General features: G+C 54.4%; 10 protein-coding genes and 2 pseudogenes. 7 read left to right on the top strand and 5 right to left on the bottom strand.

Annotated features, from left to right (window positions below; translation table 11 throughout):
• Window positions 1-32 precede the first annotated feature (32 nt).
• The 5 genes from H3L93_RS05260 (at window position 33) to trmB (ending at window position 4,541) form a co-directional block, all read left to right on the top strand.
• Window positions 33-590 carry a hypothetical protein gene (locus H3L93_RS05260; RefSeq protein WP_003795705.1) on the top strand — a complete coding sequence of 186 codons (558 nt, stop codon included), beginning with the start codon at window positions 33-35 and terminating at the stop codon, window positions 588-590.
• Window positions 591-672: 82 nt separating this feature from the next.
• Window positions 673-1,647 carry an RnfABCDGE type electron transport complex subunit B gene (locus H3L93_RS05255; RefSeq protein ID WP_003795708.1) on the top strand — a complete coding sequence of 325 codons (975 nt, stop codon included), beginning with the start codon at window positions 673-675 and terminating at the stop codon, window positions 1,645-1,647.
• 105 nt (window positions 1,648-1,752) lie between these two features.
• Window positions 1,753-2,598 (top strand): ParB/RepB/Spo0J family partition protein, encoded by an 846-nt coding sequence (locus H3L93_RS05250; protein ID WP_003795710.1) that lies wholly within the window; start codon window positions 1,753-1,755, stop codon window positions 2,596-2,598.
• A gap of 35 nt (window positions 2,599-2,633) precedes the next feature.
• Window positions 2,634-3,698: a dTDP-glucose 4,6-dehydratase gene (rfbB, locus tag H3L93_RS05245; protein ID WP_003795712.1), complete on the top strand. Its 1,065-nt coding sequence runs from the start codon at window positions 2,634-2,636 to the stop codon at window positions 3,696-3,698.
• Between the two features lie 150 nt (window positions 3,699-3,848).
• Complete coding sequence (gene trmB, locus H3L93_RS05240) at window positions 3,849-4,541, top strand: tRNA (guanosine(46)-N7)-methyltransferase TrmB (protein WP_040558203.1); 693 nt, start codon at window positions 3,849-3,851, stop codon at window positions 4,539-4,541.
• A gap of 603 nt (window positions 4,542-5,144) precedes the next feature.
• Here the strand turns inward: trmB and H3L93_RS05235 are convergent.
• The 5 genes and pseudogenes from H3L93_RS05235 to H3L93_RS05215 all read right to left on the bottom strand — a co-directional run bounded on the left by H3L93_RS05235 (window position 5,145) and on the right by H3L93_RS05215 (window position 11,188).
• Window positions 5,145-6,662: an AmpG family muropeptide MFS transporter gene (locus H3L93_RS05235; RefSeq protein WP_003795719.1), complete on the bottom strand. Its 1,518-nt coding sequence runs from the start codon at window positions 6,660-6,662 to the stop codon at window positions 5,145-5,147.
• A 541-nt stretch (window positions 6,663-7,203) separates the two neighbouring features.
• Window positions 7,204-7,818 carry a GyrI-like domain-containing protein gene (locus tag H3L93_RS05230; protein WP_003795725.1) on the bottom strand — a complete coding sequence of 205 codons (615 nt, stop codon included), beginning with the start codon at window positions 7,816-7,818 and terminating at the stop codon, window positions 7,204-7,206.
• 134 nt (window positions 7,819-7,952) lie between these two features.
• Window positions 7,953-8,822, bottom strand: a pseudogene (locus H3L93_RS05225) (IS256 family transposase, variant Zn-binding type); the annotation flags it as partial.
• A 231-nt stretch (window positions 8,823-9,053) separates the two neighbouring features.
• Window positions 9,054-10,841: an acyl-CoA dehydrogenase family protein gene (locus H3L93_RS05220; protein ID WP_003795734.1), complete on the bottom strand. Its 1,788-nt coding sequence runs from the start codon at window positions 10,839-10,841 to the stop codon at window positions 9,054-9,056.
• Window positions 10,842-11,005: 164 nt separating this feature from the next.
• Window positions 11,006-11,188 carry a DUF2061 domain-containing protein gene (locus H3L93_RS05215; protein ID WP_003795738.1) on the bottom strand — a complete coding sequence of 61 codons (183 nt, stop codon included), beginning with the start codon at window positions 11,186-11,188 and terminating at the stop codon, window positions 11,006-11,008.
• 182 nt (window positions 11,189-11,370) lie between these two features.
• On the opposite strand from H3L93_RS05215, the gene H3L93_RS05210 reads away from it, so the two are divergent.
• Together H3L93_RS05210 and H3L93_RS05205 are read left to right on the top strand one after the other, a co-directional pair.
• A complete protein-coding gene (locus H3L93_RS05210; protein ID WP_003795742.1) occupies window positions 11,371-12,996 on the top strand; it encodes an ABC-F family ATPase in 1,626 nt (541 codons plus the stop codon).
• Between the two features lie 312 nt (window positions 12,997-13,308).
• A pseudogene (locus tag H3L93_RS05205) lies at window positions 13,309-13,985 on the top strand (IS1595 family transposase).
• Window positions 13,986-14,200: the final 215 nt, after the last annotated feature.

Genomic DNA, 14,200 nt, shown 5'->3' with positions numbered 1-14,200 from the left:
GCCCCATCATCTATAATCAACAAGGAAACGCCATGTCTAAAATCCTACTCTCCGCTCTATTGCTCGCGCTGCCCATTGCCAGCTTCGCCGCGCCCAAAGGCAAACCAACCATTGCGCCCAAAGCCAGCGATTTTATCGGCAACTGGCAATGCCACGCCCAAATGGGCGATGAAGTGCAAGACGACAGCACCATACAATTCAAACCCAACGCGCGTTACACCAGCCAAGAAACGCTTATCTTCCGCATAGATGCGCCCAGCGAAAAAGGCTCATCCCAACCCAGCAAAAACGACAAAATCAACTATCAATACAAGCTAACCGCAAACGGCAAATGGAGCGTGCGCGGCAATATTCTCACTTTCCATGACCAAAAAATCACCAAGCTTCACAAACACCCAGCCGCCACGCCTGATGTGCCCCGTGCAACCGATTCGCCCGAAGCCGCGATGGACAAACAGCTCGTTAGCATTTTGCAAAACAGAACCAGCGAATCCTATCGCATACTCACCTTCACCCCCGATTTGTTCACGCTCACCAACGCCGCCAATCCCCCGCTAATGGGCATGGCATGCCAACGCATCAAAAAATAACAACACACAGGCTGCTTTTGTTTACAGCAAAGGCAGCCTGAAAGCGAACACACATTAACCACGAAACACCCACCACAACACCATGCCCACCGCCGCCCAAATCAACGCCCTGCTCCCGCAAACCCAATGCCGCGAATGCGGTTTTTCAGGCTGCCTGCCCTACGCCCAAGCCATCGCTGGCGGACAAGCGCCCATCAACCTTTGCGCTCCGGGTGGTGCTATCGTTATCCGCGACCTTGCCCAGCTTTTACGGCAGCCTGAAATCGCCCCCGCCAAAACGCAAACGCCCGCACTCGCATGGATAGACGAAGCCGTCTGCATCGGCTGCACCGCCTGCATCCGCGCCTGCCCCGTGGATGCCATTATGGGCGCGAGCAAACAAATGCACACCGTGTTAGCCGACGAATGCACAGGCTGCGGCTTATGCGTTGCCCCCTGCCCCGTGGACTGCATTTATATGCGCCCCACCGCCGCTGCCCCGCTCCCGCAAGCGCGCGTGTTAAGCAAAGATTCACACGCCGCCGAGCGTTTTCAGGCTGCCCAACACGCCCAAGCCCGCTACGAAAACCAAACCGCGCGCAAACAGCGCACCGAAGCCGAGCGCAAACAAAAAGCCGCCGCCTACCAAGCCAAACTCGCCGCCCACCCAAGGCAGCCTGAAAACGAAGGCAACGCGTTGGAGCGAAACCAAAACGAACCAAACAAGCGCAACGAGTTTCCGAAAAAACAAAACGAGCGCAACGAATTACGACAAAACCCAAACGAACCCAACAAATCGCAGCACCCCCCCAAATCCCCCAGCCTCAGCCCCGCCGATTTAATCGCCCAAGCCATGCAGCGCGCGCAAAAACAAAGCAACGAGCGCATCGTGCCCAGCAACCACAGCGACTTCCGCCAAAACCAAATCCGCGAAGCCCAACAACGCGCCACTTACCGCCGCTACCAACGCGATGCCCAATACGGCACGCCCGCCGAAAAAGCCGCCGCCATCGAATGGCTGCGGCAACACAAAGCGGAACAAGAAGCGCGCGAAGCCGCAAACCAACAGGCAGCCTGAAAACAGATTTGCAAGCCATTGCGCCCGCCCAACCATTTTCAGGCTGCCGCACCCGCCCGATGCAGCCTGAAACCCAAACCCACATCCCCAGCAAGGAATCATCTCATGTCCAAACCCAAAAGCGGTCTCGGCAGAGGCCTAGACTCCCTCATCGCCCTATCCGGCAACCTCCCGCCCGCCGAGCAAGACAACCGGCTCACCCACATCCCCATTACCCAAATCCGCCCCAGCCGTTACCAAGCCCGCACCCAGTTTGACGACGACAGCCTGCAAGAACTCGCCGACAGCATCAAAGCCCAAGGCATCATCCAGCCCATTACCGTGCGCGAATACGGGCTGGACAACTACGAACTCATCGCAGGCGAACGCCGCCTACGCGCCGCCCAGCTCGCAGGCTTAACCGAAGTGCCCGTCGTCATCAAACACATCAACGACAAAACCGCGATGGCGATGGGCTTAATTGAAAACATCCAGCGCGAAAACCTAAACCCCATAGAAGAAGCTCAAGGCTTGCGCCGCCTCATCGACGAATTTGAGCTCACCCACGAAGCCATCGCCCAAGCCATCGGGCGCAGCCGCAGCACCATCACCAACAGCCTGCGCCTGCTCAAACTGCCCGAGCCCATCCAAGACATGATGGCGCAACACCACCTAGAAATGGGACACGCCCGCGCCCTCATCAACCTCCCCGTGCAGCAGCAGCTAGAACTGGCGCACAAAGCCGTAAAAAACGCATGGTCGGTGCGCGAAACGGAACGGCGCAGCCAAGAAATCCTGAAAGACAAACCCGCCCCCGCCCAACCCCACCCCGATATTCAACACATCGCCGAGCAGCTCACCGAAAAACTCGGCGTGCTGGTGGAAATCAAAACCCGCAACCAAAAATCAGGGCAAATCATCCTCAAATTCAACAGCCCCGAGCAATTTGAACAACTGCTGGAACACTTATAAAATCCCGTTTTTTCCATCCCCGCCAAGGAACCACCATGAAAATCCTCGTAACAGGCGGCGCAGGCTTTATTGGCTCCGCCGTTGTGCGCCACATCATCAACCACACGCAAGACAGCGTGGTCAATCTGGACAAACTTACCTACGCAGGCAATCTGGACAGCGTCAGCAGCGTGGCAAACAGCGAGCGATACGCCTTCGTGCAAGCCGACATCTGCGACCGCGCCGCGCTGGATAAAATCTTCGCCGAGCACCAACCCGATGCGGTGATGCACCTTGCCGCCGAAAGCCATGTGGACCGCAGCATCGACAGCGCAGGCGAATTCATCCAAACCAACATCGTCGGCACGTTCACGCTGTTGGAAGCCGCCCGCGCCTACTACCAAACGCTGCCTGAAAACCGCCAAGCCGCCTTCCGCTTCCACCACATCTCCACCGACGAAGTCTACGGCGACCTGCACGGCACAGACGACCTGTTTACCGAAACCACGCCCTACGCCCCATCCAGCCCCTATTCCGCCAGCAAAGCCAGCAGCGACCACCTTGTGCGCGCATGGCGACGCACCTACGGCTTGCCCACCATCGTAACCAACTGCTCCAACAACTACGGCTGCTACCACTTCCCCGAAAAACTCATCCCGCACATGATTCTCAACGCGCTGGATGGCAAGCCGCTGCCCGTGTATGGCGATGGCAAGCAAATCCGCGACTGGCTTTATGTAGAAGACCACGCCCGCGCGCTGTATTTGGTAGTAACGCAAGGCAGAATCGGCGAAACCTACAACATCGGCGGTTTCAACGAAAAACAAAACATTGAAGTCGTGCGCACCATCTGCCAATTGCTAGAAGAACTCGCGCCCAACAAACCCCAAGGCATCGCCCATTATGCCGACCTAATCACCCACGTTACCGACCGCGCAGGACACGACGTGCGCTACGCCATAGATGCCAGCAAAATCCAACGCGAGCTGGGCTGGGCACCGCAAGAAACCTTTGAAAGCGGCATCCGCAAAACCGTGCAATGGTATTTGGACAACCAAGCATGGTGGCAGCGCGTGCTAGATGGCAGCTACAAGCTAGAACGCCTTGGCAAAGCCGAATAACGCCGCTATCGGCTGTTTACCCGTTTTCAGGCTGCCTATGCTGTTGAATCCATAGGCAGCCTGAAAACGTGCAGCGCACCATAACCCCCTCTGCGGCAGCCTGAAAACCAGTTTTGCCGCCCCTTAACGCCATTCCCACAAGAGCCCAATATGACCGACACTCCACACAATCCCCCCCACCGCAGCATCAAATCCTACGTTCTGCGCCAAGGGCACATGACCCCCGCCCAACAAAAAGCCATTGACGACAACTGGGCAAGCATCGGCATTGATTTTCAGGCTGCCCCGCTGGATTTAACCACCATCTTCCAACGCCCCAACCCCAAAGTATTAGAAATCGGCTTCGGCATGGGCGTTGCCACCGCCCAAATCGCCCAACGGCTGCCCGACACCGACTTTCTCGCCATCGACGTACACGGGCCGGGCGTAGGCAACCTCTGCAAACTCATCGCCGAGCAACGCCTCAGCAACATCCGCGTGATGCGCCACGATGCCGTAGAAGTGGTAGAAAAAATGTTGCCCGACAACAGCCTAGACGGCATCCACATCTTCTTCCCCGACCCATGGCACAAAAAACGCCACAACAAACGCCGCCTCATCCAAGCCCCCTTTGTCGCCAAGCTGCTGCCCAAGCTCAAAAGCGGCGGCTACATCCATCTGGCAACCGATTGGCAAGAATATGCCGAGCAAATGCTGGCGGTACTGCAAAGTTTCCCCGAGCAACTTACCAACACCGCCACCGACTTCGCCCCCACCCCAGATTACCGCCCCGAAACCAAATTTGAAGCCCGAGGCAAACGCTTGGGGCATGGCGTGTGGGATTTGGTGTTCCGCAAAAAATAACGCGCAACGATAAGGCAGCCTGAAAAAGGATTTTTCCCTTTTCAGGCTGCCTTTGTATGGATTACCCCTATTCCGCGCCCTACCCCGCAGCAAATAATGCAGCAACCGATCGCCGCGCAAATATAGTCGCTCCAATTAAGCCTTATACAGCGTTGGCTCGTCTTGCTGTACTACTTTACTTGTACTATCTGCGACTCGCCGCCTTGTATAAGACTTAATTGGAACGACTATATCCATCGCGCGTTAAAGCGATTACCCTGACAGCGCACGGCTTGCCAGCAAGCCGTAAGAGGCGCGGGGCAAGCATTTCAGGCTGCCCAACGTTTGCACCCGCGTTCAATTATGATGCCGCACCTCGTTTCAGGCTGCCTCAATGGAGCGGCGACGGCTCGTAGCCAATCACGCATTTAAACAGCATCACGCTTGCAACAAATAGGCAGCCTGAAAACAAAAAACGCTTCGTGTTGCGCCAAACGGTTTTGTTGTTGAATAGTTTGTAGGTCGGGCATTTATGCCCGACAAATCCCGTTCGCCAAGTTCGGGCATAAATGCCCGACCTACCGCTCTACACCCAAAAGCCAGCCACAAAGCACTAACCCATTTTCAGGCTGCCTCATCCCGAAACAACACCCTATCCGCCCACCAAACCAACAGCACAATCGGCACGCCCAGCGCAGCGGTAAACAAGAAAAACCCCGTGTAATCAATCTGCTTCACAATCGCGCCCGAATAGCCGCCGATGGTTTTGGGCAACAGCGTCATCAGCGAAGAAAACAGCGCGTATTGCACCGCCGTAAAGCGGATGTTGGTGAGCGCCGATAAAAACGCCACAAACACCGTGCCCGCCAAGCCCGCGGCAAAATTATCCAGTCCCACCGCCGTGTACATCAGCGGCACATCATGCCCGCGCATCGCCAGCCACACAAACAGCAAATTAGTCGCCGCCGCCGCCACCGCGCCCAGCATCATCATGTTCATCAAGCGAAACCGCTGCGCCAACACGCCGCCCGCAATGCCGCCCAAAATAGACATCGCCACGCCAAACGTTTTCACCGCGCTGGCAATCTCCACCTTGCTAAACCCCATATCGGCGTAAAACACATTAGAAATAACGCCCGACACAATATCCGAAATGCGATACAGCCCAATCAACGCCAGCAACAGCGCGGCGCGTTTGCCATAGCGGGCAAAAAAATCCGCCAGCGGTGCCACCCACACACGGCGCACCACCTCGGCGCGCACCAGCTTGGCACGAACCGCCACAAAGCCCACCGCCACCGCCGCCAGCAGCGAACCCGCCAGCCGCAGCGTTTCCCACAGCAACGCCGCCACAGGCGAAGCCGCGTTTTCAGGCAGCAACCCATTGATTTGACGAAACGCCCACACAAACGCCAACACCGCCAGCACAAACATCGCCAGCAAGCGCAGATTATCATCCACGCCCTGCCCCGCCGTTTGCGCTTGCTGCCCCGCAGGCTCGCGCACCCACAGCGTTGCCGCCACGCCCACCAGCATCGTCGCCGCCATCGCCCAATAAGTCTGCTGCCACGCGCTGTACACATAATGCGCCTTGGTTGAACCCAGCCATTGCGCCAGCATCAACGACCCCGCCCCCGCCACAATCATGCCCAGCCGATAGCCTGCCGTGTAGGTGGACGACATCACCGATTGCATCGCGCTGTCATCAGGCGCGGCTTCAATGCGATACGCATCAATCACCACATCTTGCGTGGCAGACGAAAAGCCCAGCAGCACCGCGCCCCAAGCCATCGCGTTCAGGCTGCCTGAAAACTGCGGATTGATGGACGACATCAACACAATCGCCACAATAATCAACCCCTGCGCCAGCAACAACCAACCGCGCCGCTTGCCCAACACGCGCGACAGTAGCGGCACAGGCAGCGCATCAATCAGCGGCGACCACACGAATTTAAACGAATAGCCCAACGCCGCCCAGCTGAACATGGTAACCGTTTCGCGCTGCACGCCCGCTTCCAGCAACCACAACGACAGCGTAGAAAAAATCAACAAAATAGGAATGCCCGCAGAAAAGCCAAGCAGCAGCAAGGCGATGGCGCGGCGGTCTTGATAGCCTTTAAGCGAATGAGCGAACGTTTGCATGGGACGGATGGGATGGGGTGGAAAGAAAGCGCGGATTATAGCATTCGGGCGGGGCAGGCGTTTTCAGGCTGCCTATGCCCGCGCGGATGGATAATGGCGGCATAGAGGCAGCCTGAAACCTTTACAAAAGCCTTGGGGACGGTCTGCGTAGCGAAGCGGCGTTGCGAAACTAAAAGGCAGTACAACAGCAAAGGCAGCCTGAAAACAAGAAACGCCGTTATTCCAACGCAGGCGGAAATCTTGTTTGATATTCGGAAACGATTGTAAAAACAAACTGTTGTCTCAGGTCGGGCATTGATGCCCGACAAACGCCGACCTGTTTACTGAATACGCCGCAACCTAAAATATCGGGCAAACGTCGGGCATCAATGCCCGACCTACGAACTGGGCACGTTCGGCTATCAGGCGGCGTTGCAGTTTGTGGCGCGGCAGAAATAAGTTTCGGGCCTGCAAGCCCTTTATCCTGCCCCGCCAAAACAAAAACAGGGCGGATATATCCGTCCCTCCTGCAAAACACCCCGTTCAGGCAGCCTGAAAACCGCTATTTCACGGCATAACGCAATAGGGTTTTGCGTTTTTCGGGCGCAGTGCGGTTGGCATTGCTCAGATAAATTTCGCGATGGATATCGCTGCGGCGCTGCAAACCGTGCTCCCTGCAGAAACGGTCCATTTCGGCGAACGAACGCGGTTCGTCGTCAAACGCACCGATGTGCAGGATGCTGACGCACCGACCGTCCGACATACTCCCGAAGCGGACTTCTTCATAAAGCGGATTGGGCTTTTTGACGCGCGTTTTGGCCAGCGCATCCTGCCACATTTCGGGGGTGATGAAATCGGGCTGGGCAATCATGATGGTGTATTCCAGACTGTTTTTGTCCAATGCGCCCTGTCCTGCCTGCGTTTTCTGCCGCCACACGCCTTCCAGCGGATAAACGGCAAAGTCATCGACCTCCCGCCCTGCGGCGGTTTTTTTGTATCCCATCTTGACGGCATAGGCCAAACTGTACAGCGTGCCCACGCGTTCGGAAAAATCGGCGGCATTGGGGTTGCCTTCGCCGTCTATCATGATGAACTGCTGTGCGGGAACATCCAGCAAAACGGGTTCGATTTTGATGCCGTATAGGTTTTTGTGGGATTTTTTCCATTCCTGTTTCACGATAATCTCCTTATCTTATCCAGTGCGTTTCAGGCTGCCGTATGCGTTATATAAATATACATTTGTTTTGTCACTATTTTGCATTTAATTTGTCATACTAATTTCATAAGACATATAGGACAAAATGGAGGCTGTCAGCTATTTTTAACTGAGAAATAATCCTGAATAAACCTAATTTTATTCCCCTTTCTCATACCGTGATGGCACGCCAAAAGCCGTTTCATGTCCGAGAATGTGCCGTCAAGCAGATTGGTCGTGTTCGGGAGGTTCAAATCAGGATAACGCTCAAATACAAACAAGTCATCCAAATTGCGTTTCAAGCTGAAGTATGCACTCCTGATGTTCTTGTGTGTGTAATGCGATTTGCCTGTTTCAGGGTTAAAGGTGCGTTCGTTCAAATAGCTTTGGTATTGCTCAAACCACGTTTGCAGATTGCGTTCAAAGTCGGATTGCTTGCTGTTTTTCAACGTCAATGCCAACCGCCATAGCGTTTTGCCCGCTTCGGTTTTCGGGTTGCGCGTTAAATAGCGGGCAATGGTTTTAACCTGATGAAACTGACACAGCTGCACGGGAATATCGGCAAATATCTGCGCCAACCCGCGCCGCCCGTCGCAAACGATGCTTTGTATTTTAATGCCTTTGGCTTTCAGGCTGCCTATTGCGGTGAAATACAATTCGTTGGTTTCGTATTTGACTTCGCTAACGGATAGGGCTTTGCCGCTGATGCTGTCCATTAAAACCATGATGCCAAAGCTGCGTTCAAAGTAGGTGGTGTCCATGATGATGTTGGCTGCCGTAGGAGTAGTGAAATGCGCCTTAATTTGAACCTTTTTGAGATGCCTCAGAATGGTCTGCCGGCTGCATCCGTAAGTTTTGGCAAGCTGTGCGGCGGTTTGTTTGCCTGCGCCGTATGCCTGCCCTATTTCCTGCGGATTAAGCCGTCTGCCGCCATCAAACTGTCTGCCGCAAGTATGGCATTTGTAGCGTTGTTTGCCGTTTCGGCTGCCGTTCTTTTTGACTTGTTTTGAGCCGCAAAAAGGGCATTTTTTGTGTTCAAAGCCTTTGACCTCTTTTAAAGCCTTATAGGATAAGGCTTGCGGGGATTTTTAGCCTCCATTTTGTTACTTACGCCGCGGATAACATAAAGGCAGCCTGCGACCGAAGGAAGTCCCTTTGGGGAAAACGGCTGTGATTTATTTTCAGGCTGCCTCGTCCATTCAATCATCCCCGCGCGTTCAATACCAATCCTGCGGCACATCCGCCAAGCCTTGCACCGCCGCCACCTGCGCCGCCCAGCCTGCCGCCTGCGGCAACACATGGGCAAAATACGCCTGCGCTGTGTGCTGTTGCGCGTGGTAAAACGCTGCACCGAACAGGTTTTCCTGCTTGCCTGCCAGCGCGTCCGCTGCGGCTAAATACGCTCGCGCCAGCTCAATCGCGCCGAGCGTTGCGCCCATTTGCTGCAAATAGGCATGGGCGGCGAAGCCGGTGTTTTCCCCAAAGGGACTTCCTTCGGTTGCAGGCTGCCTTTGGGAGTAATCCACAATATGCGCCACGCTTTGCTCTGCCAGCGCGATAGCTTGGCGCAGCGCGTGGGCAAGCGTGGGGGCGAGTGCATCGGCAAGGGTTTTGCCCTCGGCGAGCAGCTTCAACGGCAATGCGCCTTGGTTGCCTGTGGTTTTGCGCCCTGCCAAATCGGCAGCCTGAATGCCGTTGGTGCCTTCGTAAATTGGTGTGATGCGGACATCGCGCATCAGTTGCGCCACGCCGCTTTCTTCCACATAGCCCGCGCCGCCGTAAATTTGGATGGCTAGGTTGGTGAGCAACACGCCGTTGTCGGTGAGCCATGCTTTGATGATGGGGATGAAAAAATCCAACTCGCGCTCGGCTTGTTTACGCGCCACGTTGTCCGCCAAGCCTTCCGCCAAGTCAAACAACGCCGCCGCGCGCAGATACAGCGCGCGCTGGGCAGCAAGCGTGGCTTTTTGCACAGCGAGCATGCGGCGCACGTCGGGGTGGGCAATGATGGCGACATCGCGCCCATCTATCGCGCCTTGCACGCGCTCGGCGGCGTAGGCGCGGGCGTTTTGGTAGGCGCGTTCGGCAACGGCGTGTCCTTCAATGCCCACGTTGAGCCGCGCGGCTTTCATCATGGTGAACATATACGCCAAGCCTTTGCCTGCGCGCCCCACCAAATAGCCCGTTGCGCCGTCAAACTGCATGGTGCAGGTGGGGCTGGCGTGGATGCCGAGCTTGTGTTCCAAGCCCACCGCGTGCACCGCATTGCGCGCGCCCAAGCTGCCGTCGGCGTTGAGCAAAAATTTCGGCACGATAAACAAAGAGATGCCCTGCACGCCCGCTGCCGCATCGGGCAGCCGCGCCAGCACCAGATGGACGATGTTTTCGGTGAGCTCTTGCTCGCCCCAAGTAATGAAGATTTTTTGCCCCGTGATGCGGTACGCGCCGTTGCCATCGGGCGCGGCTTGCGTGGCAACGTGCGCCAAATCCGAACCCGCGTTGGGCTCGCTTAAATTCATTGTGCCGCTCCATTGCCCCGCGCACATTTTCGGCAAATATGCCGCTTGCTGCTCTGCGCTGCCATGCTTGCGGATGGCATCAATCGCACCCAGCGTGAGCATCGGCAGCAGCGACAGCGACAAATTTGCCGCGCACCACATCTCTTCGCACGCGGCAGACACCACCGCCGGCAAGCCTTGCCCGCCAAACTCCGCCGGCGCGCGCAATCCCGCCCAGCCTGCTTCGCAAAATTGGCGATATGCCGCCGCCAAATCAGCGTGCGTGTGCACTTTGCCGTCTGCCAGCTTTACGCCGTGCACATCGCCCGTGCGGTTGGTGTGCGCCCAAGATTGTTCGGCGAACTTGGCGGCTTCATCCAACACCGCCGCCACCGTGTCGGCATCCAGTTCCAACTCTTGCGCGGCAGGCAGTTGCAAAACATCGGCGAGTTTGCCGTGGGTGCGCAGGGCGAAATTGAGTTCGTTTAAGGGGGCTTGGTAGCGCATGGCTGGCTCCTATGTTGAGATAACGGCTTCATTTTAACACGGCAAGCGCACTGCTTTCGGCATTGACGGCAGCCTGAAACACAGCTTGCCACACGCTTTGCCGCACGGCAAAAGGCAGCCTGAAAACCGGTAATCCGTTTTCAGGCTGCCTCAATGCTCGGGCATCATGCCGACGATTTGCCGCCGAACTTCTGCCAAGCCTTTTCGTGAAAATAAAACGCCACCGTGTTCACCATCGGCTCAACCAACGCCACCGCGCTGGAAATCCCCAAGCTGCCGGTCAAAACATACGCCACGCCAAACGCCACGCTAAAATGCAACACCGCAAAAGTAAACGTTTTTTTCATTGTTGTGCTCCCAAGAAATGTTAAGTACACAAATGATAGTCTTTCTTATTTAATCGCGCCACTGGTTTTACATATTGCCGCGATAGCCGGTTTCAGGCTGCCTATGCTGTTAGAAGTTACACCGCGAAAATATGCTAAAATCGCGCCCTTTGCATAAATTAACAAACCAACAAGGATAAAACATGATCTCCACCAACGGCATCACCATGCAGTTTGGCGCCAAGCCGCTGTTTGAAAACGTATCCGTCAAATTCGGCGAAGGCAACCGCTACGGCCTCATCGGCGCCAACGGCTCGGGCAAGTCCACTTTTATGAAAATCCTCGGCGGCGATTTGGAGCAGACCAGCGGCGAAGTCGCCATAGAAAACGGCGTGCGGCTGGGCAAGCTGCGCCAAGACCAGTTTGCCTATGAGGATATGCGCGTGCTGGACGTAGTCATGATGGGGCACACCGAAATGTGGGCGGCAATGACCGAGCGCGACGCGATTTACGCCAACCCCGATGCCAGCGAAGACGACTACATGCACGCCGCTGAATTGGAAGCGAAATTTGCCGAATACGACGGCTACACCGCCGAAGCCCGCGCGGCGGAGCTGTTAAGCGGCGTAGGCATCGACGAGAGCCTGCACAACGCCACCATGAGCGAAGTCGCGCCCGGCTTCAAACTGCGCGTGCTGCTGGCGCAAGCCCTGTTTTCCAAACCCGATGTGCTGCTGCTGGACGAGCCGACCAACAACTTGGACATCAACACCATCCGCTGGCTGGAAGGCGTGCTGAACCAATACGACAGTACCATGATTATCATCTCGCACGACCGCCACTTTCTGAACGAAGTCTGCACCCACATGGCGGATTTGGACTACAACACCATCACCATCTACCCCGGCAATTACGACGACTATATGCTCGCCTCCGCCCAATCGCGCGAACGCGCCCTGAAAGACAACGCCAAAGCCAAAGAAAAATTGCAGGAATTGCAAGAGTTTGTCGCCCGCTTCTCCGCCAACAAATCCAAAGCCCGCCAAGCCACCAGCCGCTTGAAACAGGCGGACAAAATCAAAGCCGAAATGGTGGAAGTCAAACCCTCCACCCGCCAAAACCCCTACATCCGCTTTGAAACCGACGAGAAAAACAAGCTGCACCGCCAAGCGGTTGAAGTGGAAAACCTCGCCAAATCGTTTGACAAAACCCTGTTTGAAAAACTGTCGTACATCTTGGAAGCAGGGCAGCGGCTGGCGATTATCGGCCCGAACGGTGCGGGCAAATCCACCCTGCTCAAACTCTTGGCAGGTGCGTTTGACGAGCAATATTCAGGCAGCCTGAAACCCGACGTGGGCAGCATCAAATGGGCGGAAAAAGCCACCATCGGCTACTACCCGCAAGACCACGAAGCCGATTTTGACTGCGACATGGATTTGAGCCAATGGATGCGCCAATGGGGGCAGGAAGGCGACGACGAACAAGTAATCCGCGGCACACTCGGGCGGCTGCTGTTCGGCAGCAACGACGTCGTCAAAAACGTGCGCGTGCTCTCCGGCGGCGAAAAAGGCCGTATGCTCTACGGCAAACTGCTGCTGTTAAAACCCAACGTGCTGATTATGGACGAGCCGACCAACCACATGGACATGGAAAGCATCGAGTCGCTGAATATGGCGTTGGAAAAATACAACGGCACGCTGATTTTCGTCTCGCACGACCGCCAGTTTGTATCGTCGCTTGCCACGCAGATTATTGAATTGGACGGCAACGGCGGCTATGAGCATTATCTGGGGGATTACGAGAGCTATTTGGCGAAGAAAGGGGTTTGATTGGTAAAAAGGCAGCCTGAAAACAGAGTTTGAACGTTTCAGGCTGCGTTTTTATATACTCTTCTCACAACCCTTGTTCACAACATCTTTACAGGAATTGTAGTTAAACCAACAGAAGAAAATGCATACAACCAGCCTGAAAAGCCCAGCAGAAAATAAATGTAAATTTTAAACCGCTTTATGTTTCGTTTTGACAACAATTGCAAAAATCTCAATTGACAATTTTTTAAAACAGAATTTAATATTCAACATATTAAAAAAGGGGCTTAGGAAGCAAAATCACCCAAATCAGTGATAATCTTCTGAAATGAAATTAAAAAAAACAAGTACCAAAAGTTCAGCAAAATTTCTGAACCACAATTTCGTCAAATTCTACGGCTATTTGCCTTGGATTTGACTGCTTCTGATACTGCCAGATTAACCGGCATCAGTGTCAGAAGTATCAACACGCTATTCTTAAAATTACGGCAACGGTTAGCTGCTGAATGTGAGCAGCAAACTCCTTTTGATGGTGTTGTTGAACTTGACGAATCCTACTTTGGTGCGAAGCGTATTCGTGGCAAACGCGGACGCGGTGCTGGTGGTAAAACCATCGTCTTTGGGGTACTTAAACGGGGCGATAAGGTCTATACGGAAATCGTATCCGATGCCCCCAAAGCCACGCTACAAAAGGTTATACGCGGACATATCTCCATTGAGAGCGTCATCAATACTGACGGATGGCGCGGTTATCATGGTTTGATTGATATGGGATTTGCAAAGCATTTTAGGGTGTATCACGGGCAAAATGAGTTTGCTCGTGGAGCGCAACACATTAACGGTATTGAGTCGTTTTGGAGTTATGCGAAACACCATCTGATACACAACATGGTGTAGCAAAACATACGTTTTACTTGCATCTGAAAGAAACTGAATTTCGCTTCAATCACAGGCATGATGATTTGTACAAAGTACTGCTGAAAATGTTGCGGAATGATCCTTTAAAATGATTTTTGCTTCCTAAGCCCCTAAAAAATAGTGCTAAATCAGATTATGATTCGAAATTGCAAGGTAATTACATGAAAAACCAGGTGATGATTTTGTTGTGTGCCTTAACTCTTTCAAGCTGTGGCAAAGAGCAATTTTCAAACAAAGAAAATGATGCCATAAATAACAAAATCAAACAGTTTATTTAAAATCAAAAGTCTCAAATCAAATTATGCCT

The organism is Kingella oralis (assembly GCF_014054985.1).
Lineage (GTDB): Bacteria > Pseudomonadota > Gammaproteobacteria > Burkholderiales > Neisseriaceae > Kingella_B > Kingella_B oralis.
The sequence above is the reverse complement of the archived record's forward strand: the minus strand, read 5'-3'. Positions and strand labels throughout refer to the sequence as shown.

Bases quoted from the DNA above. Each gene is read 5' to 3' on its own strand.
- H3L93_RS05260 (WP_003795705.1), top strand. From the start codon at position 33: ATGTCTAAAATCCTACTCTCCGCTCTATTGCTCGCGCTGCCCATTGCC.
- H3L93_RS05255 (WP_003795708.1), top strand. From the start codon at position 673: ATGCCCACCGCCGCCCAAATCAACGCCCTGCTCCCGCAAACCCAATGC.
- H3L93_RS05250 (WP_003795710.1), top strand. From the start codon at position 1,753: ATGTCCAAACCCAAAAGCGGTCTCGGCAGAGGCCTAGACTCCCTCATC.
- rfbB (WP_003795712.1), top strand. From the start codon at position 2,634: ATGAAAATCCTCGTAACAGGCGGCGCAGGCTTTATTGGCTCCGCCGTT.
- trmB (WP_040558203.1), top strand. From the start codon at position 3,849: ATGACCGACACTCCACACAATCCCCCCCACCGCAGCATCAAATCCTAC.
- H3L93_RS05235 (WP_003795719.1), bottom strand. From the start codon at position 6,662: ATGCAAACGTTCGCTCATTCGCTTAAAGGCTATCAAGACCGCCGCGCC.
- H3L93_RS05220 (WP_003795734.1), bottom strand. From the start codon at position 10,841: ATGCGCTACCAAGCCCCCTTAAACGAACTCAATTTCGCCCTGCGCACC.
- H3L93_RS05215 (WP_003795738.1), bottom strand. From the start codon at position 11,188: ATGAAAAAAACGTTTACTTTTGCGGTGTTGCATTTTAGCGTGGCGTTT.
- H3L93_RS05210 (WP_003795742.1), top strand. From the start codon at position 11,371: ATGATCTCCACCAACGGCATCACCATGCAGTTTGGCGCCAAGCCGCTG.